The organism is Halorubrum sp. SD612, assembly GCF_002135005.1.
Map to the genome: position 1 here is coordinate 1 of NZ_NEWI01000024.1, position 26,748 is coordinate 26,748.

The 26,748-nt window shown below is 68.6% G+C and carries 24 protein-coding genes, 1 other RNA gene and 1 pseudogene; 7 read left to right on the top strand and 19 right to left on the bottom strand.

The genetic code is table 11. The features are described 5' to 3' along the window. The 3 genes from B9G38_RS04495 to B9G38_RS04505 form a co-directional block, all read right to left on the bottom strand. Positions 1-355 (bottom strand): transposase (locus B9G38_RS04495; protein ID WP_143415365.1); only part of this gene is annotated, 355 nt, incomplete at its 3' end. Positions 356-496: 141 nt separating this feature from the next. Further along, an RNA gene (gene ffs / locus B9G38_RS04500) (signal recognition particle sRNA) lies at positions 497-808 on the bottom strand. A gap of 107 nt (positions 809-915) precedes the next feature. Next, positions 916-1,329 (bottom strand): hypothetical protein, encoded by a 414-nt coding sequence (locus tag B9G38_RS04505; protein WP_086219636.1) that lies wholly within the window; start codon positions 1,327-1,329, stop codon positions 916-918. A gap of 118 nt (positions 1,330-1,447) precedes the next feature. Between B9G38_RS04505 and B9G38_RS04510 the strand changes: the two genes are divergently transcribed. Further along, positions 1,448-1,906 (top strand): hypothetical protein, encoded by a 459-nt coding sequence (locus B9G38_RS04510; protein ID WP_086216258.1) that lies wholly within the window; start codon positions 1,448-1,450, stop codon positions 1,904-1,906. A 28-nt stretch (positions 1,907-1,934) separates the two neighbouring features. On the opposite strand, the pseudogene B9G38_RS04515 reads toward B9G38_RS04510, so the two are convergent. Beyond that, a pseudogene (locus tag B9G38_RS04515) lies at positions 1,935-2,959 on the bottom strand (aldo/keto reductase). Positions 2,960-3,070: 111 nt separating this feature from the next. Further along, positions 3,071-3,715 (bottom strand): FAD-dependent oxidoreductase, encoded by a 645-nt coding sequence (locus tag B9G38_RS04520; RefSeq protein ID WP_086216260.1) that lies wholly within the window; start codon positions 3,713-3,715, stop codon positions 3,071-3,073. Between the two features lie 433 nt (positions 3,716-4,148). On the opposite strand from B9G38_RS04520, the gene B9G38_RS04525 reads away from it, so the two are divergent. The 3 genes from B9G38_RS04525 to B9G38_RS04535 all read left to right on the top strand — a co-directional run bounded on the left by B9G38_RS04525 (position 4,149) and on the right by B9G38_RS04535 (position 8,202). Further along, positions 4,149-5,906, top strand: coding sequence for a 2-oxoacid:acceptor oxidoreductase subunit alpha (locus B9G38_RS04525; RefSeq protein ID WP_086219637.1), 1,758 nt, complete (start codon positions 4,149-4,151; stop codon positions 5,904-5,906). Between the two features lie 3 nt (positions 5,907-5,909). Next, complete coding sequence (locus B9G38_RS04530) at positions 5,910-6,773, top strand: 2-oxoacid:ferredoxin oxidoreductase subunit beta (RefSeq protein WP_049931193.1); 864 nt, start codon at positions 5,910-5,912, stop codon at positions 6,771-6,773. A gap of 193 nt (positions 6,774-6,966) precedes the next feature. Beyond that, on the top strand, positions 6,967-8,202 hold the full coding sequence (locus B9G38_RS04535; protein ID WP_086219638.1) for a digeranylgeranylglycerophospholipid reductase: 1,236 nt from the start codon (positions 6,967-6,969) through the stop codon (positions 8,200-8,202). A 106-nt stretch (positions 8,203-8,308) separates the two neighbouring features. On the opposite strand, the gene citZ is transcribed toward B9G38_RS04535, so the two are convergent. The 5 genes from citZ to alaS all read right to left on the bottom strand — a co-directional run bounded on the left by citZ (position 8,309) and on the right by alaS (position 16,098). Next, positions 8,309-9,451: a citrate synthase gene (citZ, locus tag B9G38_RS04540; protein WP_086216262.1), complete on the bottom strand. Its 1,143-nt coding sequence runs from the start codon at positions 9,449-9,451 to the stop codon at positions 8,309-8,311. Positions 9,452-9,647: 196 nt separating this feature from the next. Beyond that, positions 9,648-11,534, bottom strand: a complete 1,887-nt coding sequence (locus B9G38_RS04545) for a PINc/VapC family ATPase (protein WP_086219639.1) — start codon at positions 11,532-11,534, stop codon at positions 9,648-9,650. Positions 11,535-11,679: 145 nt separating this feature from the next. Next, the gene (locus B9G38_RS04550) at positions 11,680-12,396 is read right to left on the bottom strand and encodes a type 1 glutamine amidotransferase (RefSeq protein WP_086219640.1); all 717 of its coding nucleotides are present in this window, start codon (positions 12,394-12,396) and stop codon (positions 11,680-11,682) included. A 98-nt stretch (positions 12,397-12,494) separates the two neighbouring features. Continuing rightward, positions 12,495-13,298 (bottom strand): alpha/beta fold hydrolase, encoded by an 804-nt coding sequence (locus tag B9G38_RS04555; RefSeq protein WP_086219641.1) that lies wholly within the window; start codon positions 13,296-13,298, stop codon positions 12,495-12,497. Between the two features lie 19 nt (positions 13,299-13,317). Continuing rightward, positions 13,318-16,098 carry an alanine--tRNA ligase gene (gene alaS / locus B9G38_RS04560; protein WP_086219642.1) on the bottom strand — a complete coding sequence of 927 codons (2,781 nt, stop codon included), beginning with the start codon at positions 16,096-16,098 and terminating at the stop codon, positions 13,318-13,320. 148 nt (positions 16,099-16,246) lie between these two features. Here alaS and B9G38_RS04565 point away from each other — a divergent pair, with 148 nt between their 5' ends. The 3 genes from B9G38_RS04565 to B9G38_RS04575 are packed head-to-tail and all read left to right on the top strand — an operon-like array spanning position 16,247 to position 18,684. Next, positions 16,247-18,118 (top strand): PAS domain-containing sensor histidine kinase, encoded by a 1,872-nt coding sequence (locus tag B9G38_RS04565; RefSeq protein WP_086219643.1) that lies wholly within the window; start codon positions 16,247-16,249, stop codon positions 18,116-18,118. A 54-nt stretch (positions 18,119-18,172) separates the two neighbouring features. Continuing rightward, positions 18,173-18,451: a signal recognition particle subunit SRP19 gene (gene srp19 / locus B9G38_RS04570; RefSeq protein WP_004596410.1), complete on the top strand. Its 279-nt coding sequence runs from the start codon at positions 18,173-18,175 to the stop codon at positions 18,449-18,451. Between the two features lie 2 nt (positions 18,452-18,453). Then, positions 18,454-18,684, top strand: coding sequence for an H/ACA ribonucleoprotein complex subunit GAR1 (locus B9G38_RS04575; protein ID WP_086216266.1), 231 nt, complete (start codon positions 18,454-18,456; stop codon positions 18,682-18,684). On the opposite strand, the gene B9G38_RS04580 is transcribed toward B9G38_RS04575, so the two are convergent. The 9 genes from B9G38_RS04580 to B9G38_RS04620 all read right to left on the bottom strand — a co-directional run. Then, positions 18,685-19,005, bottom strand: coding sequence for a hypothetical protein (locus tag B9G38_RS04580; RefSeq protein WP_086219646.1), 321 nt, complete (start codon positions 19,003-19,005; stop codon positions 18,685-18,687). 159 nt (positions 19,006-19,164) lie between these two features. Continuing rightward, the gene (locus B9G38_RS04585) at positions 19,165-20,667 is read right to left on the bottom strand and encodes an NADH-quinone oxidoreductase subunit N (protein WP_086219644.1); all 1,503 of its coding nucleotides are present in this window, start codon (positions 20,665-20,667) and stop codon (positions 19,165-19,167) included. Next, a complete protein-coding gene (locus B9G38_RS04590) occupies positions 20,660-22,174 on the bottom strand; it encodes a NuoM family protein (protein ID WP_086219647.1) in 1,515 nt (504 codons plus the stop codon). The genes B9G38_RS04585 and B9G38_RS04590 overlap by 8 nt, the downstream gene beginning before the upstream one ends. Before the next feature lie 14 nt (positions 22,175-22,188). Then, complete coding sequence (gene nuoL, locus B9G38_RS04595) at positions 22,189-24,237, bottom strand: NADH-quinone oxidoreductase subunit L (protein ID WP_086219645.1); 2,049 nt, start codon at positions 24,235-24,237, stop codon at positions 22,189-22,191. 1 nt (position 24,238) lies between these two features. Further along, a complete protein-coding gene (gene nuoK / locus B9G38_RS04600; RefSeq protein WP_049931218.1) occupies positions 24,239-24,559 on the bottom strand; it encodes an NADH-quinone oxidoreductase subunit NuoK in 321 nt (106 codons plus the stop codon). Beyond that, positions 24,556-24,915 carry a hypothetical protein gene (locus B9G38_RS04605; protein WP_049931220.1) on the bottom strand — a complete coding sequence of 120 codons (360 nt, stop codon included), beginning with the start codon at positions 24,913-24,915 and terminating at the stop codon, positions 24,556-24,558. Before B9G38_RS04605 ends, nuoK begins: the two co-directional genes overlap by 4 nt. Next, positions 24,912-25,178: an NADH-quinone oxidoreductase subunit J gene (locus B9G38_RS04610; protein WP_049931222.1), complete on the bottom strand. Its 267-nt coding sequence runs from the start codon at positions 25,176-25,178 to the stop codon at positions 24,912-24,914. The genes B9G38_RS04605 and B9G38_RS04610 overlap by 4 nt, the downstream gene beginning before the upstream one ends. A 49-nt stretch (positions 25,179-25,227) precedes the next feature. Beyond that, positions 25,228-25,689 carry an NADH-quinone oxidoreductase subunit I gene (locus tag B9G38_RS04615; protein ID WP_049931224.1) on the bottom strand — a complete coding sequence of 154 codons (462 nt, stop codon included), beginning with the start codon at positions 25,687-25,689 and terminating at the stop codon, positions 25,228-25,230. Position 25,690: 1 nt separating this feature from the next. Beyond that, the coding region (locus B9G38_RS04620; protein ID WP_143415367.1) for a complex I subunit 1 family protein at positions 25,691-26,748 on the bottom strand (1,058 nt) is incomplete at its 5' end.

A 26,748-nucleotide genomic window follows, 5' to 3' on the forward strand; every position in this document is an offset into this window, starting at 1 on the left:
CGTGATCGTAGAAGTGGCCGACGCCGGGGACTTCGTCCCCGGCTTTGTGGGTGATCGTGTCGTCGAGGATGATGTAGCCGTCCTTCGACCAGCGTGTTTCCCCGTGTTTTTGGAGTTCTTCGAGGCGCTCATGGTTGAATTGTTGTTCGTCCCAGTCGTACTCGGTGAGGAATTTGTTGAGAGCGCGTTTGTCTCCAGCTGGAAGGACTTCGCGTGAGATACCTGCCACGGTCTTGTTGCTGGCCGCAACAAGACCGGTGGCGTAGGCTTTCGCGTGATGGCGTTGAGCTGATGACAGCGATTCGAACTCGTCAAACACACGCGTACACGACAAGAAGTCCGTAATCGGCATCATCCGTCTTCACTACCGCCTACGTCACGCTCCTACTTCAACGTTCAAAGCTGAGCGTATAAGTAAACGCTCGCGGCGTCGACGCTCACACCGGCGACCGTAGCGTCACAGCATCACCACTCGTCGAAGGAAGCAGCGTATGAATGGCGGACAGGCGGGGTAGCCCGGCGTTCCGTCACGGGGTATCCCGATTGCCTCCTCCACCCCGCGACCCGACGAGCGACTGGCGTCCGGCGGTGGGCTGCTCGCTTCCGCGCCTGACCCAATATCGCCGACGAACCGCGACGGACCGCTCCTGCGAGCGGGCGCCACGGACCGCTGTCCCCGGCGGACGAGGCTTCCACGTTGGCTCTCGGGGCCCGTGCCGGTCTGACCGGACGTGCCCGCTGTTCGGTCCCCGCTGAAGACTGCCTCACGGGTAACGAGCGGGGCCTAACCGCCCGACCTAGTCCGTTCGACGATATTCGGGTGCGGCATAAGGGCCTTTCGTTCGCCGGGCGACGGCGACGCGGGCGGCGAGCGCGCGTCGGAAAAAAGGCGTCCCGCGCGTTCCGGCGTCTCGGCTACGATAACACCGCTCGGGCGTACACCGCCGCGGAGAGCGGCAGCGGGACGGAGAGCGCGACGACGGCGGGCGCGTGCCACACCAGCCAGAGGTGGTCGCGGAACACGGCGGTCGGTTGGACCGCGAGCGCCCACGTCGCCGCGCTCGCGGTCGTCGCGAGCCCGAGGACGATTGCCACCCCCGCGAGCGTCCCCGGGTCGACGTTCCCCTGCTCGACCGAGGCGATAACGACCGCGGCGAGCAGTGCGAACAGCGCGATCCCGCTCCAGCCGACGGCCCCGGAGGCGTAGTAGGACGCGAGCTGCGACGCGTACTCCGGCCCCGTGATGATCGCGTACGGCGCGACGAGCGCGACGACGGTGACGACCGCGGCGGCGATCCCGACCCGACGCGAGACGGCGCGGAGGTTCATACCCGACCTCGGAACGGAACCGCGGTAAAAGGACCGGATCGGAGCGGACGCGGGGGGCGACCGCCTCGCCGCGCTCCGTTCCCGTAGCGTTTTGGCCCGTCGGCACCCACTACGGACCATGTCACTCGACGTCGACCTGCCGGAGCCTCCCGAACTCGCCGCCGTCGACCCGAACGAGTACGAGGACGCCGAGGTGGCTGGCGGCGAGTACCGCCGCGACGACCTCGAAGCGCTCCTCCGCGAGGGCGCGTGGGAGGAGGCGTTCGACCAGTGGGCCGCGGGCAGCGACATGGACGCGGCGGACTGGCAGATCGCGCTCGACCTCGAGTTAGTCTCCCGGTTCGACTTCTTCTGGGACGACTTCGCCGACCGGGTCGGCTACCACGCGCCGGGGCTGCCAGAGGACTGGAAGGAGCGCGACCTCCACCCAGACCTCGACTCGTGGGGGACCGTCTCCGCGATCAACGCGGGGCTCACGGAGCTCGGGCAGATCGTCTGCGAGACGCTCAAGGAGGGGTACATCGACTGGGAGGCCGACTTCGAGGCGCCAGACGACCTGCCGGACTTCGACGAGTAGCGGCCGCTTGTGGCCGGGAGGCGACTGCTCAGTGGCCCCAGCGGTTCCCGTCCGGGTCGTAGCGCGCGTCCATGATCCGGTCCCACTGCTCGTCGGAGAGGTGGAGGTCGGCCGCCGCGACGTTCTCGTCGAGCTGATCGACCGTCCGCGCGCCGACGATGGGGACGCAGGTAAACTCGTCCCAGCCGGAGAGCCACGCAAGCGCGACCTGCGCGGGCGTCGCGTCGCACTCGTCGGCCACATCGCGGACCGCGTCGAGCACCTTCCAGCCGCGCTCGGAGAGATAGAAGCGCTCGAACCGGTCGTCGAAGCTCGCCCGGGAGCCGTCGGGCGCGATCACCTGCTCGGGGTCGTCCAGGTCGGCGCGCTCGTACTTCCCGGTGAGGAACCCGCCCGCGAGCGGAGAGTACGGGCAGACCGCGAGGTGTTGGTCGATACAGACGTCGAGGTACTCCTTCACGTCCTCGTAGTAGCCCGCGTGGTGGAGTGGCTGGACCACGTCGAAGCCCGCGTACCCGTTGACGTGGCGATCCACTGCGCCTTCGTCAGTTGCCACGCCGCCATCGTCGACGCGCCGAGGTGGTGGACCTTTCCCTCGGCGACCAGCTCGTCGAGCGCGCGCATCGTCTCCTCGATGGGGGTGTCCTCGTCCCAGCGGTGGATGTAGTAGATATCGAGGTAGTCCGTGCCGAGCCGGTCGAGGGTCCCCTCGATCTGCGCGCGGATGTGTTTCCGGCCGAGCCCGGAGTCGTTGGGTCCGGGCTCGCCGCGCCCGTCGAATGGGAAGTACACCTTCGAGGCAATCACGTAGTCCTCGCGGTCCCGCTCCGCGAGCCACTCGCCGATGTACGTCTCGCTTTTCCCGTTCGGCGTCCCGTAGACGTTGGCCGTGTCGATGAAGTTGATCCCGCGGTCCGCGGCCGCGTCGAGGAGCTCGTGTGACTCCTCGCGACCCGTCTCCACGACGCCGTTCGTCTCGCGCCCGAACCGCCACGTGCCGAAGCAGAGCTCCGAGACGCTGAGCCCGGTGTTCCCGAGCCGTCGGTAGTCCATACCCGGTCCTCGCGGGGGAGGTGTGTAAAGCGTGGCGGCGCCGGCCGGCGACGCCGCGAATATCGGCCGAGGCGCCGACGCGAGCGCGGACGGCCCGGCCTGCGGCCGCGCCTACCCGAAGTTCTCGACCTTCGCGGCGTCCGCGTCGCCGCCCGCCGCCTCGATGGCGGCCTCCGCGTCGGCGACGAGGTCGGCGAACCCGTAGACGAACACGGTCCCGCCGTCGGCGCCGGTGAGGACGTCGGCGACGGCGTCGGTCAGGGGGGCATCGCCGTCGAGCAGCCTGACCGCGGCGCCGCGCTCGCGGAGGGCGTCGATCCGGTCGGCGTGGGCCACGTCGTCGTCGCGGTAGACGACGGCGGCCTCGGCGTCCTCGTCGAGCGCGCGCTCGGCGATGGCGACCGCGGGGCCGACCCCGGGGCCGCCCGCGATCACGACCGCGCGTGGCTCGCCGTCGTAGTGCTGGTCGCCGAAGGGGCCGGAGAGCGTCATCTCGGTGCCCGCCTCGGCGCCGGAGAGGAACGCCGAGAACTCGCCGCCCTCGTCGGGGTCGATACCGACCGTGACCTCGAACGTCTCGCCGACGCGGGGCGACGAGAGGGTGTAGAACCGCGCGACCGACTCGCCGTCGATCTCGGTGCCGAGCTTCACGAACTGTCCGGGTTCGGCCGCGAACCCCTCGGGGGCGCGGAAGCGGAGGGCGTACGTGTCGGAGCCGACCGGCTCTACCGACTCGACCGTCGCTGTCGTGTCCATACGTCGGATCGGCGGGGCAGACACAAACGCCTTCCCGTCGCCGTCGGTCCTGCCCATGTCGAAACCGGTTCGGACGGGAGGCCCAGATCCCCGCTGCGGTGACCGGCCCGCAGGGCCGACCGCCTCGGCGTGGGGACGACCCGACACATGGACGCCAGATGCGGGGATACCCGACGCCTTGGCCTACCTCGTCGTGAACAAGTCCGCCGCGCACGGGGCCGACGCAGTTCGTCAAACGTCGAAAACGGGTCCGACGCGAAGGGTCGATCGTGATGATTTTGGTGAACGAACGTCCAATTACATGCGTTATTACAAGGTATATAGGGCTCAAAGCTGACAATATTCGCGATATCGAAGACGTGCGTCCAGATACACCTCGGTGGCTCCTTCCAGAAGCCTTTTGATGAGTCCGCCGGAACCTTGCCCATAGCACATGGCTGCGGATTTCAACTGGGCTGTCGGCGGAGAGGCCGGCGACGGCATCGACTCGACGGGGAAGATCTTCGCACAGGCGCTTTCCCGCGCGGGTCGACACGTGTTCACGTCGAAGGACTTCGCATCTCGGATACGAGGCGGCTACACCGCCTACAAGGTGCGGACCTCCGTCGACAAGGTACAGAGCGTCGTTGACCGACTCGACGTGCTCATCGCGTTGACCCCCCGGACGATCGAGGAGAACCTCGACGAGCTCCACGAGGGGTCGGTGATCATCTACGACGGCGAACGGACGACGATGCAGGACGTCGAGATCCCCGAGGGGATGATCGGCCTCGACGTGCCGCTGAAGAGCCTGGCCGAGGAGGCCGGCGGCGCGATTATGCGGAACGTCGTCGCGCTCGGCGCGGCCTGCGAGGTGGCCGAGTTCCCCATCGAGAACCTCGACTCGGCGCTGGAGAAGCGGTTCAAGGAAAAGGGCCAGAAGCTCGTCGACAACAACAAGGAGGCGGCCCGCGCGGGCCAGTCGTACGTCGCCGACGAGTACGACCACGAGTTCGACTACTCGCTGGAGACCACCGACGAGGACTACGTCCTCCTCAACGGCGACGAAGCGATCGGCATGGGCGCCATCGCGGCCGGCTGCCGCTTCTACGCCGGCTACCCGATTACGCCCGCGACCGACGTGATGACGTACCTCACTGGCCGCATCGAGCGGTACGGCGGCCACGTCGTCCAGGCGGAAGACGAACTCTCCGCGATCAACATGGCGCTGGGCGCGGCCCGCGGCGGCGCCCGCGCGATGACCGCGACCTCCGGGCCGGGGATCGACCTGATGACCGAGACGTTCGGGCTCATCGCCACCTCGGAGACGCCGCTCGTCATCTGTAACGTGATGCGCTCGGGCCCCTCGACGGGGATGCCGACGAAACAGGAGCAGGGCGACCTGAACCAGATGTTGTACGGCGGCCACGGCGAGGTGCCGCGGTTCGTCCTCGCGCCGACCACCATCTCGGAGTGCTTCTGGAAGACCGTCGAGGCGTTCAACCTCGCCGAGAAGTACCAGCTCCCTGTCTACCTCACCGCCGACCTCTCGATGGCGGTCACCGAGCAGACGTTCTCCCCGGAGACGTTCGACATGGACGAGGTGGAGATCGACCGCGGCAAGATCGTCGACGAGACGGCGATCGACGACCACATGAGCGAGTCGGGCGGCTTCCAGCCCCACGAGATCACCGATGACGGGGTCTCGCCGCGGGCGTTCCCCGGTACGGCCGACGGCGCGCACATGTCCACCGGCCTCGAACACGACGAGCAGGGCCGCCGGACAGAGGACACGGAGATGCGCGTCGAGCAGGTCGACAAGCGCAACCGCAAGGTCGAGACCGCCCGTGAGCGCGAGGACTGGAGCCCGCGCGAGTTCGGTGACGAGGACGCGGACACCCTCGTCATCACGTGGGGGTCGAACGAGGGCGCGCTCGCCGAGGCAGTGGAGTTCCTCGACGAGGACGGACTGGACGTGCGGGTCCTCTCGGTCCCGTACATCTTCCCGCGGCCGGACCTCGCGGAGGACGTGGCGGCCGCCGAGACGACGGTCGTCGTCGAGTGTAACGAGCAGGGCCAGTTCGCGGACCTCGTCGAACACGACGTGCTCGAACGCGTCGACCGCGTGAACAAGTACAACGGCGTGCGGTTCAAGGCCGACGAACTCGCAGCGGAGATCAAGTCGACCCTCGAAGCGGGGGTGGAGGCGTAACCAATGAGCTCAGACATTCGATTCACCGATTTCAAGTCCGACAAGCAGCCGACGTGGTGCCCGGGGTGCGGCGACTTCGGGACGATGAACGGGATGATGAAGGCCCTCGCGGAGACGGGCAACGACCCCGACAACACCTTCGTCGTCGCCGGCATCGGCTGTTCCGGCAAGATCGGCACGTACATGCACAGCTACGCGCTCCACGGGGTTCACGGGCGCGCGCTCCCCGTCGGCACCGGCGTCAAGATGGCGCGGCCCGACATCGAGGTGATGGTGGCCGGCGGCGACGGCGACGGCTACTCCATCGGCGCGGGCCACTTCGTCCACGCCGTCCGGCGCAACGTCGACATGACGTACGTCGTGATGGACAACCGCATCTACGGGCTGACGAAGGGCCAAGCGTCGCCGACCTCCCGCGAGGACTTCGAGACGTCGACGAGCCCCGACGGGCCCAAACAGCCGCCGGTGAACCCCCACGCGCTGGCGCTCGCCTCCGGCGCGACGTTCATCGCGCAGTCGTTCTCCTCGGACGCGCTCCGCCACCAAGAGATCATCCAGGAGGCCATCGAGCACGACGGGTTCGGCTTCGTCAACGTCTACTCCCCCTGCGTCACCTTCAACGACGTCGACACGTACGACTACTTCCGCGACTCGCTGGTCGACCTGAAGGAGGCGGACCACGACCCGACCGACCGCGAGGCGGCGAAGGACGTGATCCTCGACAACGAGAAGGAACACCAGGGCGTCATCTACAAGGACGAGTCGTCGGTGCCGTACCACGAGCAGCACGGCGTCGACGAGGACATGTCGGTGCTTCCGGACGGCGCCCCCGAGGGCGCGACCGACCTCGTCCGCGAGTTCTACTGAACCGCGCCGCGGTCCCGGCGGGCGGACCCGATCCGACGCCCGTTTCGGGGGCCGGGTCTGCGTCCGACCGCCGGATGAGACCCCGGTAATTCCGACCTCTCTCGACGGCCAAAACCGGGCGAACGAGGGGGTTCGCGCGTATTTTCCGGTGGGTTTCAGCAAGCCTAATTAGGTGGGTCCGTAACCGTCGTGTATGGTTGACCGCTACGACGTCGCCATCGCCGGCGCCGGTCCGGCGGGCGCGCAGTGCGCCCGTGACCTGGCGACGCGCGACTACGACGTCGTCGTCTTAGAGACGGAGTCGGAAGACGAGTTCCCGCGACAGAGCAACAAGTCGACGGCGGGCACGTTCCCGTCGATGATGTCCTCTTTCGGAATCCCCGACGACGTCGTGATGTCGTACACCGACGACGTCGTGCTGGAGTCGCCCAACGAGTACTATGAGAGCTACCAGCCGGGCGCGGTGTTGGAGTTCGCGGAGTTCAAGCAGTTCCTCGTCGCCGACGGTCGCGACAACGGCGCGGAGTACCGCTTCGACGCGCGGGTCTCGCGGCCGATCCTCGACGACGACGGCGTCATCGAGGGGGTGCGGTACAACGGCGACGAAGCGGTGTACGCCGACATCGTGATCGACGCTACCGGTCCGGCCGCACCGATCGCCAGCGCGCTCGACGTGGTCGACCTCGAACGCGAGAACCAAGCCATCGGTATCGAGTACGAGATGGAGGGCGTCGAGATGAACCACCCGGACTACGCGGACCTCCGGCGGGCGATGATGCTCCGCTTGGACCACAACATCGCGCCCGGCGGCTACTCGTGGATCTTCGCGACCGGCGAGGACACCGCGAAGGTCGGCATCTGTTACATCCAGAACGACCGCCACCGCGAGTTCGCCGAGACGGGGAAGACCGTCGACGGGTACCTCGACGACTGGATCGACCGCGACCCGCGGTTCGCCGAGGCGGAACAGATCGACGAGACGGTCCACCGCGGCTCCGCGCACATTCAGCGCCCGGAGCAGATGTACACCGACCGGTTCCTCGCCGTCGGCGACACCGTGCCGAGCATCGACCCGCTGTGGGGAGAAGGGATCCACAAGGGCATGAAGTCGGCCCGCGCCGCCGCGGCGACCGTCGACCGCTGTCTCACCGACTCGGAGCGGCGCATCGACGCGGAGAGCCTCGCGGTGTACGAGACGCTCTGGCACCGAGACGTGGCGCCGCGCGCGGAGTCGCGACTGACGCTCACGGAGTTGCTGTACCTCGCACCCAACGAGCGGTACGACCGGTTGATGCGCGATCTCCAAGAGACGGACGACGACATCTTGGCGAAGGCGAACCGCGGCGAGAAGGCGGGGATGGCGCGGCTGCTTCACCTCGACGACGTCCCGCTGCTCGCGAAGTACGCCCGCGAGCGGTTCGGAATCTGAGGAGCCGGGCCGATCGGTCGCGGACGCACATATTCTGCGAGCGGGTGACGCGCCGCGACGTTTGAAGAGCCGTTCGGAGAAGGCGGGTGGGCGGCGGGCGCGACCGTTACCGTTCGTCGAGGGGAACGAACTCGCTGTCTTCCGGACCGGTGTACCGGGCGCGCGGACGGATGAGGCGGTTGTCCTCTTGATACTCGGCGACGTGCGCGATCCAGCCGCCGACGCGGCTCATCGCGAAGATGGGCGTGTACATGTCGACGGGGATGCCGAGCGAGTCGTAGACGGAGCCGGAGTAGAAGTCGACGTTCGGGGCGATCCCCTCCTCGACGAGCCCCTGTTCGGTGAGGTACTCCTCGATGGCGGTGGTGTAGTCCAGCCACTTGGTGTCGCCCGACGATTCGGCGAGGTCGCGGAGCTTCTCCTCGAGGATGTTCGCGCGGGGGTCTTTCACCTTGTAGACGCGGTGCCCGAAGCCGGGGACGCGCCGTCCGTCGTCTCGGGCGTCTTTCACCCACTGGACGGGGTCCTTCGAGGAGGCGTCCACCTCGTGGAGCACCTCCATCACGTCTTGGTTCGCGCCGCCGTGGAGCGGACCGGAGAGCGCGCCGATACCCCCGGTGACGCCGGAGTAAACGTCCGCCATCGTCGACCCGATCACCATCGCGGTGAACGTGGAGGCGTTGAGCCCGTGGTCGGCGTGGAGCGTGAGCGCCATGTCGAACGTCTCCTCGCTCACGTCGTCCGGCTCGGTCCCGGTCAGCATGTAGAGGAAGTTCCCGGCGTGCGAGAGGTCCGGGTCGGGGGCGACCGGCTCCTCGCCCTGACGGACGCGCTCGAACGCGGCGAGGACCGTCGGGATCTTCGCCGTGATCCGTCGTCCCTGACGAAGCGTGGCCTCACCGGCGTCGGCCTCGTCGTCCGGGTCGTACGCCGACAGCATCGACGTCGCGGTCCGGAGCGCGGCCATCGGACGCTCGCCGGCGTCCGCGAGCGCGCGGACCGTCTCGATGACGTCGTCGTCAACCTCGCGCTCCGCCGCGAGGTCGGCGGCGAACGCGTCGAGCTCCGCGGCGGTGGGGAGCGAGCCGTGCCACAGGAGGTACAGCACCTCCTCGTAGCTCGCGCCCCGCGCCAGGTCTTCGATGTCGTACCCGCGATACACGAGCTTCCCGACCTCGCCGTCGACGTAGCTCAGATCTGACTCCGCGACGAGGACGCCCTCGAGCCCGCGTTTTAACTCATCAGCCATACCCCGAGTTATCTAGGCCGTCAAAAAAGCGTTATCTTTCAGGAGGGATACGTTACGACAATCGTGGTATGTGGCCGCGTCGAACGACGACGTGACAGCGAGCGAAAACGTCTGGCGTGGATGCGATCGCCAGCCAGCGGGGCGATCGGACGGCCGTCGGGCGGCTACGTCCGACCCGAACGGCCGGTTGCGGGATTCACCGCGCCGGGACGACCGTCACGGTCCGGTTCCGGTCGATCGCGTCCTCCAGTTCCTCGGCGATGGCCGAGCCGCGCGAGACCTGAACCTCACCGCCGCGCCCGACCGTGGCGGTGAAGAGGTACTCGCCGTCCGCGCGCACTTCGACCGTCTCGCCGACCTCGTCGTCGACGTCGATGACGACGTGACGCGAGGTGATCTCCGGCGCGACCACCGTCCCGCGCTCGGCGCCGACCTGCCCGTCGCCGTGCCCGTTCTCGGGGCCGCCGGCGGGACCGCCGCCGGACCCGCCGGGCTTCTCGTCGTGCGTGCGGACGTCGATGTCGATCCCGAGGCGGTTCTCGATGTCGGCGATGCGGCCGCCGCCCTTCCCGATCACCGTGCCGATGTCGCCCTCGGTGACGTAGACGACCGCCTCGTCGTCGCCGTTCAGCTCCACCTCGACGTGGCCGTGCGCGACCGAGCGGATCTCGCGTTCGATCTCCTTTTTCGCGATGCGGCCGACGCCCGTCTCGCTCCCCGCCTCGCCGCCGTCCTCGTCGAGCGGGACGGTGACGACCTGCCGGTTGAACGTGTATATCTCGTACTCCGGCCGACCGGTCTCGAAGTTCGACACCTGAATGACCGGACGGGCGAGGTCCTCGGCGGTGAGCCCCGCCGGCACCTTCACTTCCGTCGTCACGTCGTAGACCGTGTGGACCTCGCCGGCCTCGATGTAGACGACGGTGTCGACGATCTGCGGGATCATCCCGAGTTCGACGCGGCCGACGAGCCGCTGGAGCGCGTCGATGGCGCGGGAGGCGTGGACGACGCCAACCATGCCGACGCCAGCCATACGCATGTCGGAGAACGCCTCGAAGTCGTTCGTCTTCCGGACCTCGTCGTAGATGGTGTAGTCCGGCCGGACGAGGAGGAGAGAGTCGGCGGTGTTCTCCATCTCGCCGCCGAGCGCGCCGTACTGCGTGATCTCGGGACCGACTTGGAGGTCTCGGGGCTTCTCCATCGTCTTCACCGCGTAGTCGCTGTCGTTCAGGAACTCCGCGACCGCCTGCGCGAACGTCGACTTCCCGGCGCCGGGCGAGCCCGAGATGAGGACGCCGCGTTTCCGCTCCGCGAACCGGTCGCGGAGCTCGTCGGCGAACTCGTAGTCGTCGAGGTCCGTCTTCGCGATGGGGCGGACGGCGGTGATCTCGACGCCGTCGGCGAACGGCGGGCGCGCCACCGCGATCCGGTAGTTGCGGAACTGGACGATGTCCATCCCGTCGTCAGAGAGCTCGATGAACCCCTCGCTCGACTGGCGGGCCAGGTCGACGATCGAGTTCGCCCACTCGCGCAGCTGCGCCTCGTCGGTGGGGTCGTCCGCGATCTCGACGTAGCGCATCTCGCCGAGCGCCCCGCGTTTCGCCTTCGGGACGGTCCCCGTCTTGAGGTGGACTGACATCGTCTCGTCGGTGAAAAAGTCCTGTATCGGCAGCTCGTCGACGACGCCGCGGGCGACGGGCTCGACGTACTCGACATCGAGCCCCTTCGCGCGGGCCACCTCGGCCTGAACCACGTCGCTGGAGAGGAGCGTCGCGTCGTGGTCGGCGGCGAGGTCGCGGATCAGCGCGTCCACGTCGCCCTCGTGTGCGTTCGAGCGGGCGTCGCCGCTCGCGCGCTCGCCGACGTACCGCAGCTCGATCGTCCCGTCGTCGGCGTAGTCCGCGAGCCGCTTGAGTTCGCTGAGCCCGTCCCAGCCGGATTCGAGCCCGTCGTTCGCCTGCGACTCCAACTCGCCGACGACCGCCTCCGGGACGAACACGGTGACCGACTCGTAGGTCCCGTCCGCGACGCGTTCGGACACGCGGCCGTCGACGACCGCGCTCGTGTCCGGTACTACGTTCATACCCGAGTTCGGGACGGGAACCGTATAAGGGTGTTCGACCGGGGGCCGCGGGCGGACGGCGTGGAATCGCGCCGGTCAGTCGTCGCATCGGTCGTGCCGGTCGAGCGGCGCGGCGGTCGCGCCTCCGTCGAACCGGTCGACCCGCTCAGTCGTCCGCGGCCGCCCGCTCCGCCCGCTCGGCTGCCAACCGCTCGGCGTAACCGGTGAAGTTCTCGAACAGTTGCTTCGCCTCGCAGGCGGCGTCGTAGGCGTCGGGCGTGATCGACTCGAGGACGCCGTCCACGCGGGCGTCACCGATCTGATCCCGCTTACCGTCGGTCACGTCGCGGGCCGTGTCGATGTCGTACTCCGGGTGGAACTGGACCCCCCAGCAGTGGCCGTCGCGGAACGCGTGGACGCCGCGGTCGTTCTCCGCGAGCAGCGTCGCTGACGGCGGGAGTTCGACGACTGCGTCGCCGTGGGTGGTGAAGGCGGTGAACGTCTCGTCGATCCCCTCGAACAGCGGGTCGTCGCGAGGTCGGCGGATCTCGTTGTAGCCGATCTCGAACCCGTCCATGCCCGCGACGCGGCCGCCGAGCGCCTCCGCGAGCACCTGGTGACCGTAACAGACGCCGAGGACGGGGACGCCCGCGTCGGCGGCCTCGGCGACGTAGTCGACGAGCGGCGGGATCCACGCCTCGTCCGAGTAGACCGACGAGCGCGACCCGGTCACCACGACGCCGTCGAACTCGGTGTGATCGGGGAGGTCTCCCGCGACGGCGTCGAACTCGACGAGGTCGGCGTCGAGCTCTCTGCGGAAGTTCCGCCGGGTGTTCGCACCGTCGTGGGCGGCGTTCAGCAGGGCGAACCGGAGGCGAGTCATCAGGTGAAGGGTTCGGCGAGAGTCACAAAACGGTTGCGACGCCGGACGCCCCGGTCGACGACGCGGACGCGGGCGTCGCGCGGCCCCGAACGCCGCGCCTACTCGAACCGGCCGGCGGCGTGTTCGGCGAGCCAGCCGACGAGGAGGTCGTTGACCGCGGCCGACGCCTCGACCCCGACGAGGTGGCGCGCCCCGTCGATCCCGGGGAACTCCCCGCGGGGGAGCCCCTCCGCGAGCGTCTCCCCGGCCGTGGCCGGACAGACCGTGTCGTCGGTGCCGTGGACGACGAGCGCGGGCGTGGTGATCTCGTGGAGGCGACCGGCGAGGTCGAACCCCTCGATCGCGGCGCGGTGCGCCTCGTACGTCTCGCGGTCGGCGTCCTCCGCGAGGCGCCACTCCGCGATCCGCGAGAGCGCGTCGGGGTGGGCCTCACGGAAGTCGAGCGAGAGGAGTCCGTTCAGCGACCCCTCGACCGCGGCCGGATCGGCCGGGGGGGCCCAGACGCCGTCGGGGTTGTAGGCGTCCCCCGCGGGCGGCGTCCCGACGAGCGCGACGCTCGCCGGCCGAGAGGAACTCGCCGCGGCCGTCAGCGCGACCATCCCGCCGAGCCCGTAGCCGACGAGGTGAGCGTTTCGGATCCCCTCGGCGGCACACACCGCGTCCACGTCGGCCGCGAGCTCCCCGACCGCGTACGGGCCGGGCGGGGCGTCGGACCGCCCGACACCGCGCGTCTCCGGGGTGATCACGGTGTGTGGACCGGCGAGCGCCGCGTGCTGCCAGCCGAACTGCCAGGCGCCGAGCCCGACGTCGCCGCAGAACACCACCGCCTCGTCGCCGTCGCCGATGTCGGGGGCGTCCACCTCGTACCGGATCTCGTTCCCGGCGTTGGTCGCATGCGGCATAGTGGCGAACTGGGCGCGTTCAGGCCTCCTGAAGGCTTCGGAGGACGTCCGGCGCCGCGTCGAGGGCGTCGTCTAAGGCGTCCGCGTCCGGGCCGCCGCCCTGCGCGAAGTCCGGCGGCCCGCCGCCGCCGCCGCCGACGCGCCCGGCGAGCTCCGAGACGACCTGCCCCGCGTTCACGTCGACGCAATCGGGGACGCCGACGACGAAGCTCGCGGAGCCGTCCGCGCCGCTGCCGATCACCGCGACTTTCCCGTCGTCGACGTGGGCGTTCGCGGTCGCGCGCAGTTCGTCGGCGTCGCCGTCGAGCCGCTGGATCACCGCTGTCGTCCCGGCGACCTCGACCGCCTCGGCGTCGGCGCCGCCGGCGGCCCGCGCGGCCGCGAGCTCCTCTTTGAGCGACTCGATCTCCTTGCCGCGGGCCTTCCACTCCTCGAAGAAGCGCTCGGCGGTGTCCGGCACGTCGAGCGGGTCCACGTCCAGGACCTCGGCCGCGTCGTACAGCGCGTCCTCGGTGCGCTGGGTCGCCTCCACCGCCGCGGCCCCGGCCGCGAAGACGATGCGCTCGACGCCGTCCTGTACCGGCTCCGTCTTTAGCACTTTCACGGCGCCGATCTCGCCGGTGCGGGCGACGTGCGTGCCGGCGCAGGCCTGGACGTCGGCGTCGCCGACGTGGATCAGCCGGACGTTCGTTCCCGGCGGGACGCCGCCCTGGTACAGGTCGAAGCCGTGCTCGGCCTCCGCCTCGTTGCGGTCAGGCCACTCCTGGCGGACGGGGACGTCGTCGCGGACCAACTCGTTCGCGACGCGCTCGATCGCCTTCACGTCCCCGCGGTCGATGCGCTCGAAGTGGCGCACGTCGAGCCGCGCCGAGTCGGTTCCCTTCTGGGCGCCAGCCTGCCGGACGTGGTCGCCGAGCACCTCGCGGGCGGCGTGACCGATCAGGTGCGTCGCGGTGTGGTGCGCGCGCAGTCGGTCGCGGCGGTCGCCGTCCACCTGCCCCGTGACGAACTCGCCTTTGCCGGGGTCCGCGTCCGTGCGGTGGAGCACGACCCCGTCGACCTCCTGAACGTCGTCGACGTCGACGGTGGTCTCTCCGACCGTGAGGTGGCCGCGGTCGGCCGGCTGACCGCCGCCCTCGGGGTAGAACATCGTCTGGTCCAGCACCACGTCGTACCCGCCCTCGGCCTCCAGCACGTCGAGGACGACGGCCTCGAACTCCGTGCGTCCCTGGTCGTCGTAGAACAGCTTCTCGGTCTCGGGGAGGTCGGCGAGCCGCTCGTCGCGCTCGTCGCTCTCTCCCGCGGCGTCGCCCTCCTCGTGTCGGTCGGCGACGAGCGCGTAGAAGTCGTCGGGCACGTCGACGGTCGCGCCGCGCTCGTCGGCGATGTCGGCGACCATGTCGGGCTGGATCCCGTGGGAGTCGTACAGCTCCAGTAGCTCCCCCGTCGGGATCGGCTCACCGGTGCCGGCGTACTCGTCGGCGAGCTGTTCGACCTTGCGGGCGCCGCGCTCCAGCGTCCGCTCGTACTTCCGCTCCTCGCTGCGGACGATCTCGCGGATCGTGTCGCGGTTCTCGTAGCCGAGCCGCTCGGCCTGCATGTCGACCAGCTCGTCGAGCGGCGCGTCGACGCCGACCTCGTCGACGAGGCGCTTCATCCGGCGGAGCACCATCCGGGCAAGGTAGCCCGTGCCGACGTTCGACGGGACGATCTCGTCGCCGAACATGTACGCGAGCGTCCGCGAGTGGTCGGCGATCGCGTAGATCGCTTCGAGCGGTTCCACCAGCTCGCGCAGTCGGTCGACGTCCACGTCGAGCCGGTCTGCGATCTCGCCGCGGGCGGCCTCCATGTCGTCGACGTCGTCGATGTCGAGCCGGCCGGAGAGCTTGGCGGCGCGGTGGACGATCTCGCGTTCGGCCTCGGTGTGCTCGACACCGGCGTTGTCTTTCAGGAAGTCGATCGCGTCGGGGTAGACGGCCTCGTACACGGTCGCGGTCCCCTGGCTCATCCACGTCCACCGCTCTAACCCGTACCCGGTGTCGACGATGTACGTGTCCATGAACGAGTACGAGTTCCCGTCTTTCATCTCGTAGTCGCCGTCGGGGTCCCGCTCCATACACATGAAGACGAGCGTCGCCAGCTCGGCGCCCTTGTAGATGACCTCGATGGCGGGGCCGGCGTTACCGCCGCCGACCCACGGGTCCTCGATGTAAGTGATCTCTTCGAGGTCGGCGCCGAGACTCTCGAACAGCTCGTCGCAGTACCGGACCGTCTCGTCTTTCCAGTACACCTCGCCGTGGTAGGCGTACTCGTCCTCGTCGACCTCCTCGCGCGTGTTGAACGCGTGGTGGGCCATCATCTCGAACGCCATCGTGTGCCGGCCTGTCTTGCCGACGTTGTCGATGTCCTGCATCCGGATACAGGGCTGCGAGATGGTCAGCGGGTTCGCCGGCGGGGGCGTCTGTCCCGAGGTGACGAGCGGCTGGAAGTCGTAGATCGACGCCTGCGTCAGGAGCACGTCGTCGCGCCAGCGGTTCGCGGCGACCGGGTACGGGTCGATCCGCTCGTGGCCGTTGTCTTCGAAGAAGGAGAGGAACGCCTCGCGCATCTCCGACAGCGAGTGCGCCTCCGGGAAGCCCGGGTCGTCGATGAAGCTGTAGTCCTCGCAGGGCGGCTCGCCGCACAGGTCGCGGTCGCCGTCGCGGGTCCAGAAGTGCGCGCCACAGGAGGGACACTCCTTGCGCTCGAACCCCTCCTCCTCGAAGTAGTCGAGACGGTACTCCGCTTCGAGATCGCTCATTACACGAACGTGGCCCGTGTTGCTCCAAAAGGGTTCCGGGGTCGCTCGTCGCCGGCGAGGAGGGCGGAGCGCGGGACGGCCGGAACCGCCCGACTGCGGAGATCGGTACGAAGTTTTATGATCTCGGCGCGTACTAATTCGTACAATTGTGACTCCTGCGTTGGGTGAGCGCGCGTCCGTTCTCGTGCTCGCAGACGACCCCCGACTCACCGACGAGGTCGAGTCGGGGGCCGACCCAGAGAACCGCGGCGACGACGGACCGGTCGCGGTCGAGACCCACGCGACAGCTCCCGCCGACGTCGACGAGGAGCGCCTCGCGGACGTCGACGTGGCGGCCGTCACCGACGAGGCGGGGCTCGACCGGGTCCGCTCGGCCGAGGCCGTCGAGTACGTGATCGCGTACGTCGACGATCCGACGGGCCGGACCGCGACGGATCCGCTCGTCGACGCGGTCGCCGGAACGCCCGAGGCGCTCTCGGAGACGGTCTCGTGGCTGCTCGCCCGGGATCAACGGTCGACCGTCCGGGCGAAGCCGACCCGGACCCCGTCGCGAATCGAACAGCTCAACGCCGGGATGGCGGAGCTCGCCGCCGTCAGGTCGGTCGACGAGGCGTACCGGGCGGCCATCGCCGTCACCGAGCAGGTGTTTCCGGAGTATCACGCCGTCGTCGCCGTTCGGGACGGCGAGTGGGTCGAGCCCGTGGTCGCCTCCAGCGGGACGCCCGTCGAGGACTGTAACCGGGTCCGCGTCGGCGCCGGCGTGGCCGGCAGGACCGTCCAGACGGGCGACGCGTCGATCGCCCCGAACCCGAACCCAGAGGGCCAGTTCGGTACGCTGCTCACCGTTCCCGTGGGCGACGACGTCGTCTTCCAGCTCGCCGCCGACGGAGTCGACGACGGCGACGCGTTCGACGACGCCGACCGCCGGCTGGCGGAGCTGCTCGCCTCCCACCTCGAAGAGACGCTCGACCGGATCGGGGTCACGGAGGCGCTCCGGACCGAACGCGACAGGCTGCTCGCGCTGTTCACGAACGTACCGGACCCCGCCGTCGCCTACGACTACGTCGACGGCGAGCCGATCGCCCGACAGGTGAACGACGCGTTCGAGGCGACGTTCGGCTACGAGGCCGAGACCGTGCTCGGCGAGTCCATCGACGAGTACATAGTCCCCCCCGACGCCGAGTCGGAGGCCGACGACCTCAACGAGCGCTTACAGTGCGGCGAGAACGTCCGCCGGGAGGTGACCCGGACCACCGCGGAGGGGCCGCGTCACTTCATCCTCCACGTCATTCCGATCCACCTCGACGCCGCCAACGCGGCCGGATACGCCATCTACATCGACGTCACCGACCGACGGGAGCGCGAGGAGACTCTCCGGCGGCAGAACGAGCGACTCGACGAGTTCGCGTCCATCGTCTCGCACGACCTCCGGAATCCGCTGTCGGTCGCGGAGGGGTACGTCGACCTCGCCCGCGAGACGGACGACACGGCGCCCCTAGAGAAGGCCGCGGACGCGCTCGGGCGGATGGACGAACTCGTCGCGGACCTCCTGTCGCTGGCCCGGGAGGGACGCTCGGTGGGAGAGACCGAGTCCGTCTCGGTGGTGGACGTCGCGCGCGAGGCGTGGGAGTGCGTCGACATGGCGAACGCGACCCTCGACGTCGAGACGGACGCGACGCTGGACGCGAACCGGACGCGGCTCTGCGAGCTGCTTGAGAACGTCTACCGGAACAGCGCGGACCACGGCCGCGACTCCCCCGACGAGCCGCTCTCGGTCCGCGTCGGAGCGCTGACGCGTCGCGACGACGGGACCGCGGCCGACGGCTTCTACGTCGAAGACGACGGGAGCGGGCTCCCGGACGACGCCGACAATGTGTTCGAGAGCGGGTTCACGACCGACGAGTCGGGGACGGGACTGGGACTCGCCATCAGCGAGCGCATCGCCGAGGCCCACGGCTGGAGCGCGCACGCGCTCGCCGCCGAGGACGGCGGGGCGCGCTTCGAGTTCCGGGTCCCCTGAACGCGCCCGGCGGCGGTCCGAAACGACCTTACGCCGCGCGCGAAGGTATCCGGTATGGTCGAGAACGTCGTCTACCCCGCATACTTCGACGCCGAGCTGTCGCGGTCCGAGGGGCGCCGCGTCCCGACGGATCTGGCGGTCGAAGCGCCGACCGTCGACGAGATAGCGAAAGCCGTCCAGCAGGTGGGCTACGACGCGGTCGTCGAGCGCGACGCGACGTATTCCCGGGAGTTCGAGCCACGGGGCTCCGTCGTCGTCAAAGGCACCGAAGACACCGCGAAAAACGACCTCGTTCAGGCGATCGCCGCGTACCTCGGCGTGCTCCGGGAGTAACCGTGCGGCGCGTCGGCACCGTCGTCCGCACGGCCGGCGGACTCGCGATCGCCCGCGGCGACGCCGGCGACGATCCGCCCCGGATCGGCGCGAGCATCGTCGACGAGTCGCTCTCGACGGTCGGCCGCGTCGTCGACGTGTTCGGTCCTATTGACCGCCCCTACGTGGCGATCACGCCCGGCGACGGCGTCGGACTCGCCGACCTCCTCGGCGAAAAGTTGTACGCGCGGTAGCTACGCGTCGCCCGGCTCGGGTGTCGTTCGTCCCTCCGCCGCCTCCTCGTCGACCGCCACGTCGAAGTCCGCGAGCGTCTTGTCCGTGCGAGCGAGGCGCTCGGCGACGAGCAGCTTCTCCCGCCGCTCCAGTCGGTCCCAGTCGAACTCCGGCGGCGGCGACGCCTCCAGCGACTCGAACCGCTCGATCACCGCCTCGTTCGCGAACCGCTCGAACGAGCCGCAGTCCAGACAGGTCCGGGACAAGTGCGACGTGTCGAAGGTGCGCGTGACGGTGGCGTCGAGGCAGTTCAGACACCGGTAGGTGTGGCTCCGGGACACGAACACAGTAACGGGGCGAACGAATGAGTATCTGTGGTCGGCGGTGCGGCGTTCGGCGACCGAAACCGCCCTCCGGGGCGCGGTGAGTGGTGACGCGGAGAACAGCGGAAACAGAAATCGACCGGCGGAACGGACCGCTCAGCGCTGCGGAGCCGCCGGTCAGAACAGCGCGGAGGCCGCCGCTTCGGCCGTCTCGATGACGGGCCCGAAGCCGGGCAGGAGCAGCACCGTCGCGACCGCCGCGAAGATGACCGCGGCGTACAGCGCCGTCGGCCGCACGTCGATCGCGTCGAGCGCGCTCGGCGACGCGGGGTCGTCCAGGAACAGCGCCTTCACGACCCGGCTGTAGTAGTACAGCGACACGACGCTGTTTATCGCGCCGAGCCCGGCGAGCCACAGGAAGCCGTTGTCGATGGCCGCCTGAAACAGGAAGTACTTCGAGAAGAACCCGGCGAACGGCGGGAGCCCCGCCAGCGAAAACATGAACACGGCCATCGCGACGGAGGCGACCGGCGCGCGCCGCCAGAGCCCCGCGTAGTCCGCGAAGGTGCGGCCGACGCCCCACCGCTCCGCCATCGCGACGAAGAGGAACGCGCCGGTGTTCATGAATCCGTAGACGAGCAGGTGCGCCATCGCGGCGCCCATGACGGTGCCGTTGGCGGGCCCGTCGACCGTGAGCGCGGCGACGCCGATGAGCGCGTATCCGGCGTGCCCAATCGAGGAGTAGGCCAACATCCGCTTGACCTCCTCCTGGACCGCGGCCGCGAAGTTACCGAGCGTCATCGTGACGGCCGCTAGGATCGCGAACGCGAGCATCCAGTCGACGTTCGCCGACGCCGCCATCTCCAGCGGGAACGCCTCGGTGAACACGCGGAACGCGACGACGAACCCGGCGGCCTTCGAGGCCGACGAGAGGAACGCGCTCACCGGCGCGGGCGCGCCCTCGTACGCCTCCGGCGCCCAGAAGTGGAACGGGACGGAGGCCGTCTTGAACGCGACGCCGCCGATCATCATCACGACGCCGACGCCGAGGACGCCGGTGAGCCCGTCGATCGACGCCGACGCGATGTTGGCGAGGATCAGCGAGCCCGTCGCGGCGTACACGAGCGAGATGCCGAACAGGAAGATAGCCGACGAGAGCGCGCCGACGAGGAAGTACTTCAGCCCCGCCTCGACGCTCCCGCGGTTCTGCTTGAGGTACGCGACGAGCACGTACGAGGGCAGCGACACCATCTCCAAGGCGACGAACACGACCGCGAGCGAGTTCGCGACCGCCAGCAGCGCCATCCCGGTCGCGGCGAACGTCACCAGCGAGTAGAACGCCGCCGGGTTGACGTGGTCGTGGAAGTAGTCGTGGGCCGCGACGAGCACCAGCGCGGTCACCGACGCGAAGATGGCGGTGAAGAACAGCGACAGCGTGTCCACCTTCACCGCGTCCGCGAACAGCAACACCGCGCCGCCGTCCGGGCTCACACCCCCGCTGGCGGTGAGCCAGACGCTCGCCGCGAGCGCGGCGAGGGACCCGATCGCGCCGACGACCGCCATCGACGTGTTCGACCGCGCGTCCGGCCGGACCGTGTCGACCAAGAGCAGCGCAAGTCCGGTGACGGCAAGCAGGAACGCCGGCAGCAGCGCCGTCACGCCGGGCAGGCCGTTAACCATTGATCGTCACCCCCTCTACCACGGGTAGGGCAGCGTCGCGGATCATCTCGAAGAAGATGTCGGGCGCAACGCCGAGCACGATGATCGCCACCAGCAGCACCGCGAGCGGGGCGACGTCGTGGAACGCCGCGGGCCCGACCTCGTAGTCGGTCTCGAGTTCGAACGGACCGAACAGCGTACTCTGCATCGCCGACAGCAGGTAGCCGGCGACGATGACGATACCGAACATCGCGAGCGCCGTGAACACCGGCGCGTACGGGAGCGACGGGGCGGACAGCGAGCCGACGAAGATGAAGAACTCGCCCGCGAAGCCGGCCATCAGCGGGAGCCCCATGTAGCCGAACGCGCCGGCGACGAGGATCCCGACGGTGACCGGCATCCGGTCGGCCATGCCGCCCATGTCGCCGATCATCCGCGTGTGGGTCGTGTTGTAGATGACGCCGACCGCCATGAACATCAGTCCCGAGATGAGGCCGTGCGCGACCATCTGGAACGTCGCGCCGCCGACCCCGTACTCGGTGAACACGATGAGCCCGAGGATGACGTACCCCATCGACGAGACCGACGAGTACGCGACGATGCGCTTGAGGTCCTTCTGTGCGAGCGCCAGCATCGCGCCGTAGATGACGCTGATGACGGCGATCGCCGCGATCGGGACCGCGAGCATCGACGCCTGGTCGGGCAGCATCGTGAAGTTGAACCGGAGCAGCGCGTACGTCCCCATCTTCAGGAGGACGCCCGCAAGCAGCACCGACGCGGGGGTCGGCGCCTGAACGTGCGCGTCCGGCAGCCACGTGTGGAACGGCACGATCGGGACCTTCACCGCGAACCCGAGGAACATCGCGAGGAACGCGAACAGGGCGAGGCGGTCCGGCGCGATGCCGAACCACGTGCCCAAGTCACCCGCGGCGATCGCCTGCGCGATCTCGGGTAAGGCGAACGACGACACCGAGTCGCCGAGCGCGAACACGAGGCTCATGAAGCCGATGAACATCAGTAGCGACGCCGCGTTCGTGTACACGAAGAACTTGATCGCGGCGTACTTGCGGCGCGGACCGCCCCAGATCCCGATGAGGAAGTACATCGGGACCAGCACGGCCTCCCAGAAGACGAACCACAGGAAGAAGTCGAGCGCGGCGAACACGCCCAGCAGGTTCGCCTCCATGAACAGCATGAGCCCGTAGAACTGGCTCTGCCGCGAGTCAACGGGCGTCCACGCGCTGACGATCGCCAGCGGGACGAGGAACGTCGTGAGCACGAACAGCGGGAGGCTGATCCCGTCGAGGCCGACGAACCACGAGACGCTGCGGCCGCCGACTTCGAGCCACTCGATCTGCGTCGCGTACGCTATCTCTCCGCCCAGCAGGGCGTTGCCGCCGGCCTCGAAGCCGGACCACAGGTAGAGGCTGCCGACGAACGGGATCAGGCTGATCGCGAACGACAAGCGGCCGGCCCACTCGTCGGGCGCGAGGAACACGGTCAGCGCGCCGACGAAGGCGGCCGCCATGAGCGCTTCGAGTATCACAGGAACCACCCCCCGGTCGCGCCGAGGACGAGCAACAGCGCGACGAGTCCGAAGGTGAGCAGGGCGGCGTACTGCGAGACGATCCCCGACTGGAGCTGACGGATCCGACCGCCGCCGGTGAGGCTCACCGAGGAGACGCCATTCACGACGCCGTCGATGATTCCCTGATCGAAGACGTTCGCGCCGCCCGCGATGTCTTCCGTGCGATACGCGAGCCAGACCTGCAGTTCGTCGAGGTAGTAGTTGTTGTACAGCACGTCTTTGATGCCGCCGAGCTTGGCGGTGTGTTCCGCGGGCGACGGCACGTTGTAGAGCCGCCAGGCGAGTCCGAGTCCGAGCAGCGCTAAGCCGAGCGAGACGGCCGCGCCGACGAGGACGGTCCCGGTCTCACCGCCGACGAGGTAGCCGCTGCTGTAGGGACCCAAGTCGGCGTAGTGGTGCGAGGAGAGGCCCTCGATGCCGCCCCAGTGGTTGTCGAGCCACAGGTGAAGCAGGTCGATCCCTTCGATGCCGAGGACCTTCTGGACCGGCACCATGTTGATGAACCCGGTGACGACCGCGAGCGAGCCGAGGACCGTCAGCGGCCCCTTCACGTTCCAGCGGACCGGGACGGGGTCGCGTGCGGTGTCGCTGCGGGGCTCGCCGTGGAAGGTCAGGAACACCATCCGGAAGGTGTAGAACGCGGTGACCGGCACCGCGAGCAGCCCCATCAGGTAGCCGCCGAGCAGCAGCGGGTCGTTGAGGCCGTGGACGAGCGCCTCGTAGAGGATTTCGTCTTTCGACCAGAAGCCAGCGAACGGGAAGATGCCCGCGAGCGCCAGCGACCCGGCGAGGAAGGTGTAGTAGGTGACGGGCAGCTTCGACTTCAGCCCGCCCATGTCCCACATGTCTTCGTTGTGGTGCATCGCGATGATGACCGACCCGGCGCCGAGGAACAGCAGCGCCTTGAAGAACGCGTGGGTGGTCAGATGGAAGACCGCGGCCACGTACCCGCCCGCGCCGAGCGCGAGCATCATGTACCCGTACTGGGAGATGGTGGAGTACGCGAGCACCTGCTTCAGCTCGTTTTTTACGAGCCCCATCGTCGCAGCGAACAGCGCCGTGAAGCCGCCGATGAAGGCGATGACCGCCATCGTCGTCGGCGTCAGCACGTAGAACCCGTACATCCGCGCGACGAGGTAGACGCCGGCCGCAACCATCGTCGCGGCGTGGATCAGCGCCGAGACGGGCGTCGGGCCCTCCATCGCGTCGGGGAGCCACGTGTGAAGCGGGAACTGCGCGGACTTCCCGACGACGCCGCCCAAGACGAGCAGGCCGACGACGGTCAGCCACGTCCCGAGTTCGACGCCGCCGGGCGTCCACGCGACCGAGCCGGAGCCGTTGAGCGCCGCGTCGGCGAGCGCCGGGAACGACTCCGGACCGGCGAACTGCGCCGTGCCGAAGGTGGCGAACACCGCGACGACGCCGACGAGGAAGAAGTAGTCGCCGAAGCGGGTGACGAGAAACGCCTTCTTCGCCGCCGACGGCGGGCCCGGCTCCCGGAAGTTGAAGCCGATGAGCAGGTACGAGCAGAGCCCGACCAGCTCGAAGAACATGAACGCCATCAGGAGGTTGTCGGCGACGACGAACCCGAGCATCGAGGCCGTGAACAGACCGAGGCCGGCGTAGTAGCGCGGCAGGCCGGTCTCGCCCTCGTCGTTCATGTAGCCGAGCGAGAACACGTGGACGAGAAGCGCCACGAGCGTCACGATGACGAGCATGAGCGCCGACAGCGGGTCGATCAGGACGCCGAAGGAGAGCTCGATGTCCGTCGGGCCGATGCCGGCACCGCCCTCGCTCGCCCAGTAGTACAGCGTCTCGTTGTACGCCCGTCCGCCCGCGACGGTCGCCGCGACCCAGATCGACAGCAGGAACGAGCCCGCGGTCGCGGCGATACCGCCGAACGCACCGCCCTTCGGGAGGTACCTGCCCGCGCCGAGCGCGACCAGGAACGAGAAGAACGGGAGGAGCACGATCGCCGGGACGTATGCGAATGCGTTCACCATCTTACCACCTCATCTCCGCGGGAACAGTCACGTCTGTCGTGCCGAAGTTACGGTATAACACGAGTATGATGCCGATGCCGATGGCGACCTCGGCGGCGGCGAGCGCGATGACGAACAGCGCGAACACCTGCCCCGTGAGGTCGCCGTAGTAGAGCGCGAACGCGACGAAGTTGATGTTGGCCGCGTTCATCATGAGCTCGACGCTCATGAGGAAGTACAGCGCGTTCCGGCGCGTCAGCACGCCGAACAGACCGACGCAGAAGACGGCCGCCGCCAGCAGCAGGTACCACGACGGCGGAATGGAGGACGCGACGGCGGTCACTGCCGGTCACCTCCGTCGCGTCCGCCGTCCGTGAACGCCTGTCCGACCGCCGAGATGACCGACCCGTCCTCCTCGCGTTTCGCGAGGTAGACGGCGCCGTCGACCGCGACGTCGAGCGCGACCGCGGCGATCAGGAAGGCCGCGAGGAACCCCTCCGCGGGGATGGTCGCGATGTCGTACGCGCCGAGGTTGAACAGGGCGTACCCGAGGTTGTGGACGATCGAAGCGTCAGCCGGGAAGCCCACCTCCTCGAAGCCGAACGTCGCCGCGTTGATCGTCGCGGCCAGCACGGCGAACAGGGCGCCCACGGCGACCGCGGGGGCGATCCGCGACCCGCGGCTCTCGTCGTTGCTCACGCGCTACTCACCTCCGTTTCAGAATCAGATCGCGTGAGCATCACGGCGAACGTGACCAAGATGAGAACCCCGCCCACGTAGACGAGGATCTGCATGGCGGCGATAAACTCCGCCCGCAGCATCACGTAGTGCACCGCGACGCTCGTGAGGGCTCCGCCCAGCAGCAGCGCGGCGTGGAACACGTCGCGCGCCAGGACGACCCCGAGGGCGAACGCCAGCGTAACCGCGGCGAACAGCCCGAACGCGATGGTAGGATAAACCATTGTGTTTGTCTCCTATGAGAACCCCTTTGAAGATTTCGAGACGTGCCCGCTACTGGTAGTCGACCTCGCCGTCACCCTCCCCGATCCACGCGCCGCGATCGGGATTGCGGGACTCCAGCGGGTCGATCCCCTTGTACCACGGGACGTTCTTGAGCTGTTCTTTGTTGAACACGAAGTCGTCTTTCGTGTCGGCGGTGAACTCGAAGTTCTGCGTCAACAGGATCGCGTCGACGGGACAGACCTCCTCGCAGAGCCGGCAGTAGATGCACTGCCCGATGTGGAGGTTGTACTGCTCACCGTTGCGCTGGTCGTCCTGAACGATCTGGATCGTGTCGTTCGGACAGACGTTCTCGCACTGCCGACACCAGATACACCGTTCCTGGCTGAACTTGTGGACCCCGCGGAACCGCGGGCTCACTTCGGGCGCGTCCTCCGGGTATTCCACCGTGAACGTATTCCCGTCCAGCGCGTGCTTCATCGTCGTCGCCATGGATTTCATGAGTCCAATCATGTTACGCGATCACCCCCACGATTACGGCCGTGAGCACCAGGTTCGCGAACGACAGCACCAGCATTCCCTTCCAGCCGATTTCGATCAGCTGGTCGATACGGACGCGGGGCAGCGCCGCGCGGGCCCACTGCGTGAACAGGAAGAAGCCCCAGATCTTCACCACGAACCAGATGAAGCTGATACTCTCCGGACCGGGCCCGGAGGCCCCGCCGAGGAACGTTACGGCGAGGATCGCCCCGCCGAGGAAGATGTGGACGAACTCGCCGAGGTAGAAGAGGACGAAGTACGCCGAGGAGTACTCCGTCTGGTACCCGCCGACGATCTCGGTCGGCGCCTCGGGGATGTCGAACGGATTCCGCCCGATCTCCGCCATGTTCGCCGTGAGGAACAGCACGAACGCGAACGGGTTCACGAGGGCGTACCACGACGGGATCGAGACGCCGGCGATCGTCACGAGCGTCTCCGTCTGCGCGCCGACGACGCCGCTCATCTGGAGCGTGCCGGAGAAGATCACGACCGACATCGCCGTGACGATGAGCGGGATCTCGTACGCGAGGTTCTGCGCGACGGCGCGGAGGCCACCGAGGAGCGAGTACTTGTTGTTCGACGCGTAGCCGGCCATCACCAGCGAGACCGAGGCGATCGACGCGAACGCGAACACCAGCGCGAACCCGACCTCGGGGTCCGCGAGGTGGAGGTTGATCGGACCGAGCTGGCCCATCGGGATCACGGAGAAGCCGAGCAGCGCCGACGACGGCAGGATGATCGGCGCGATGTCCCACGAGGGGCGGTCGACGCCCTCGGGGATGATCAGCTCCTTCGCGAGGAGCTGGATCGCGGCCGCCGGGATGATGAGCAGGCCGAACGGGCCGATCCGGTCGACCGCGATCCGGTCGGTGAACGCCGCCGTGATCTTCCGTTTCGCCCACGGGCCCGCGACGCCCGTGAACGCGAGGATGATGTTTCCGACGACGAAGGCGGCGACCAGCGAGGCCGCGACCTCGCCGATGACGCTGTCGAGCCCGAGCGTGTCGACGATGAACTCGGGGAACAGCTGTG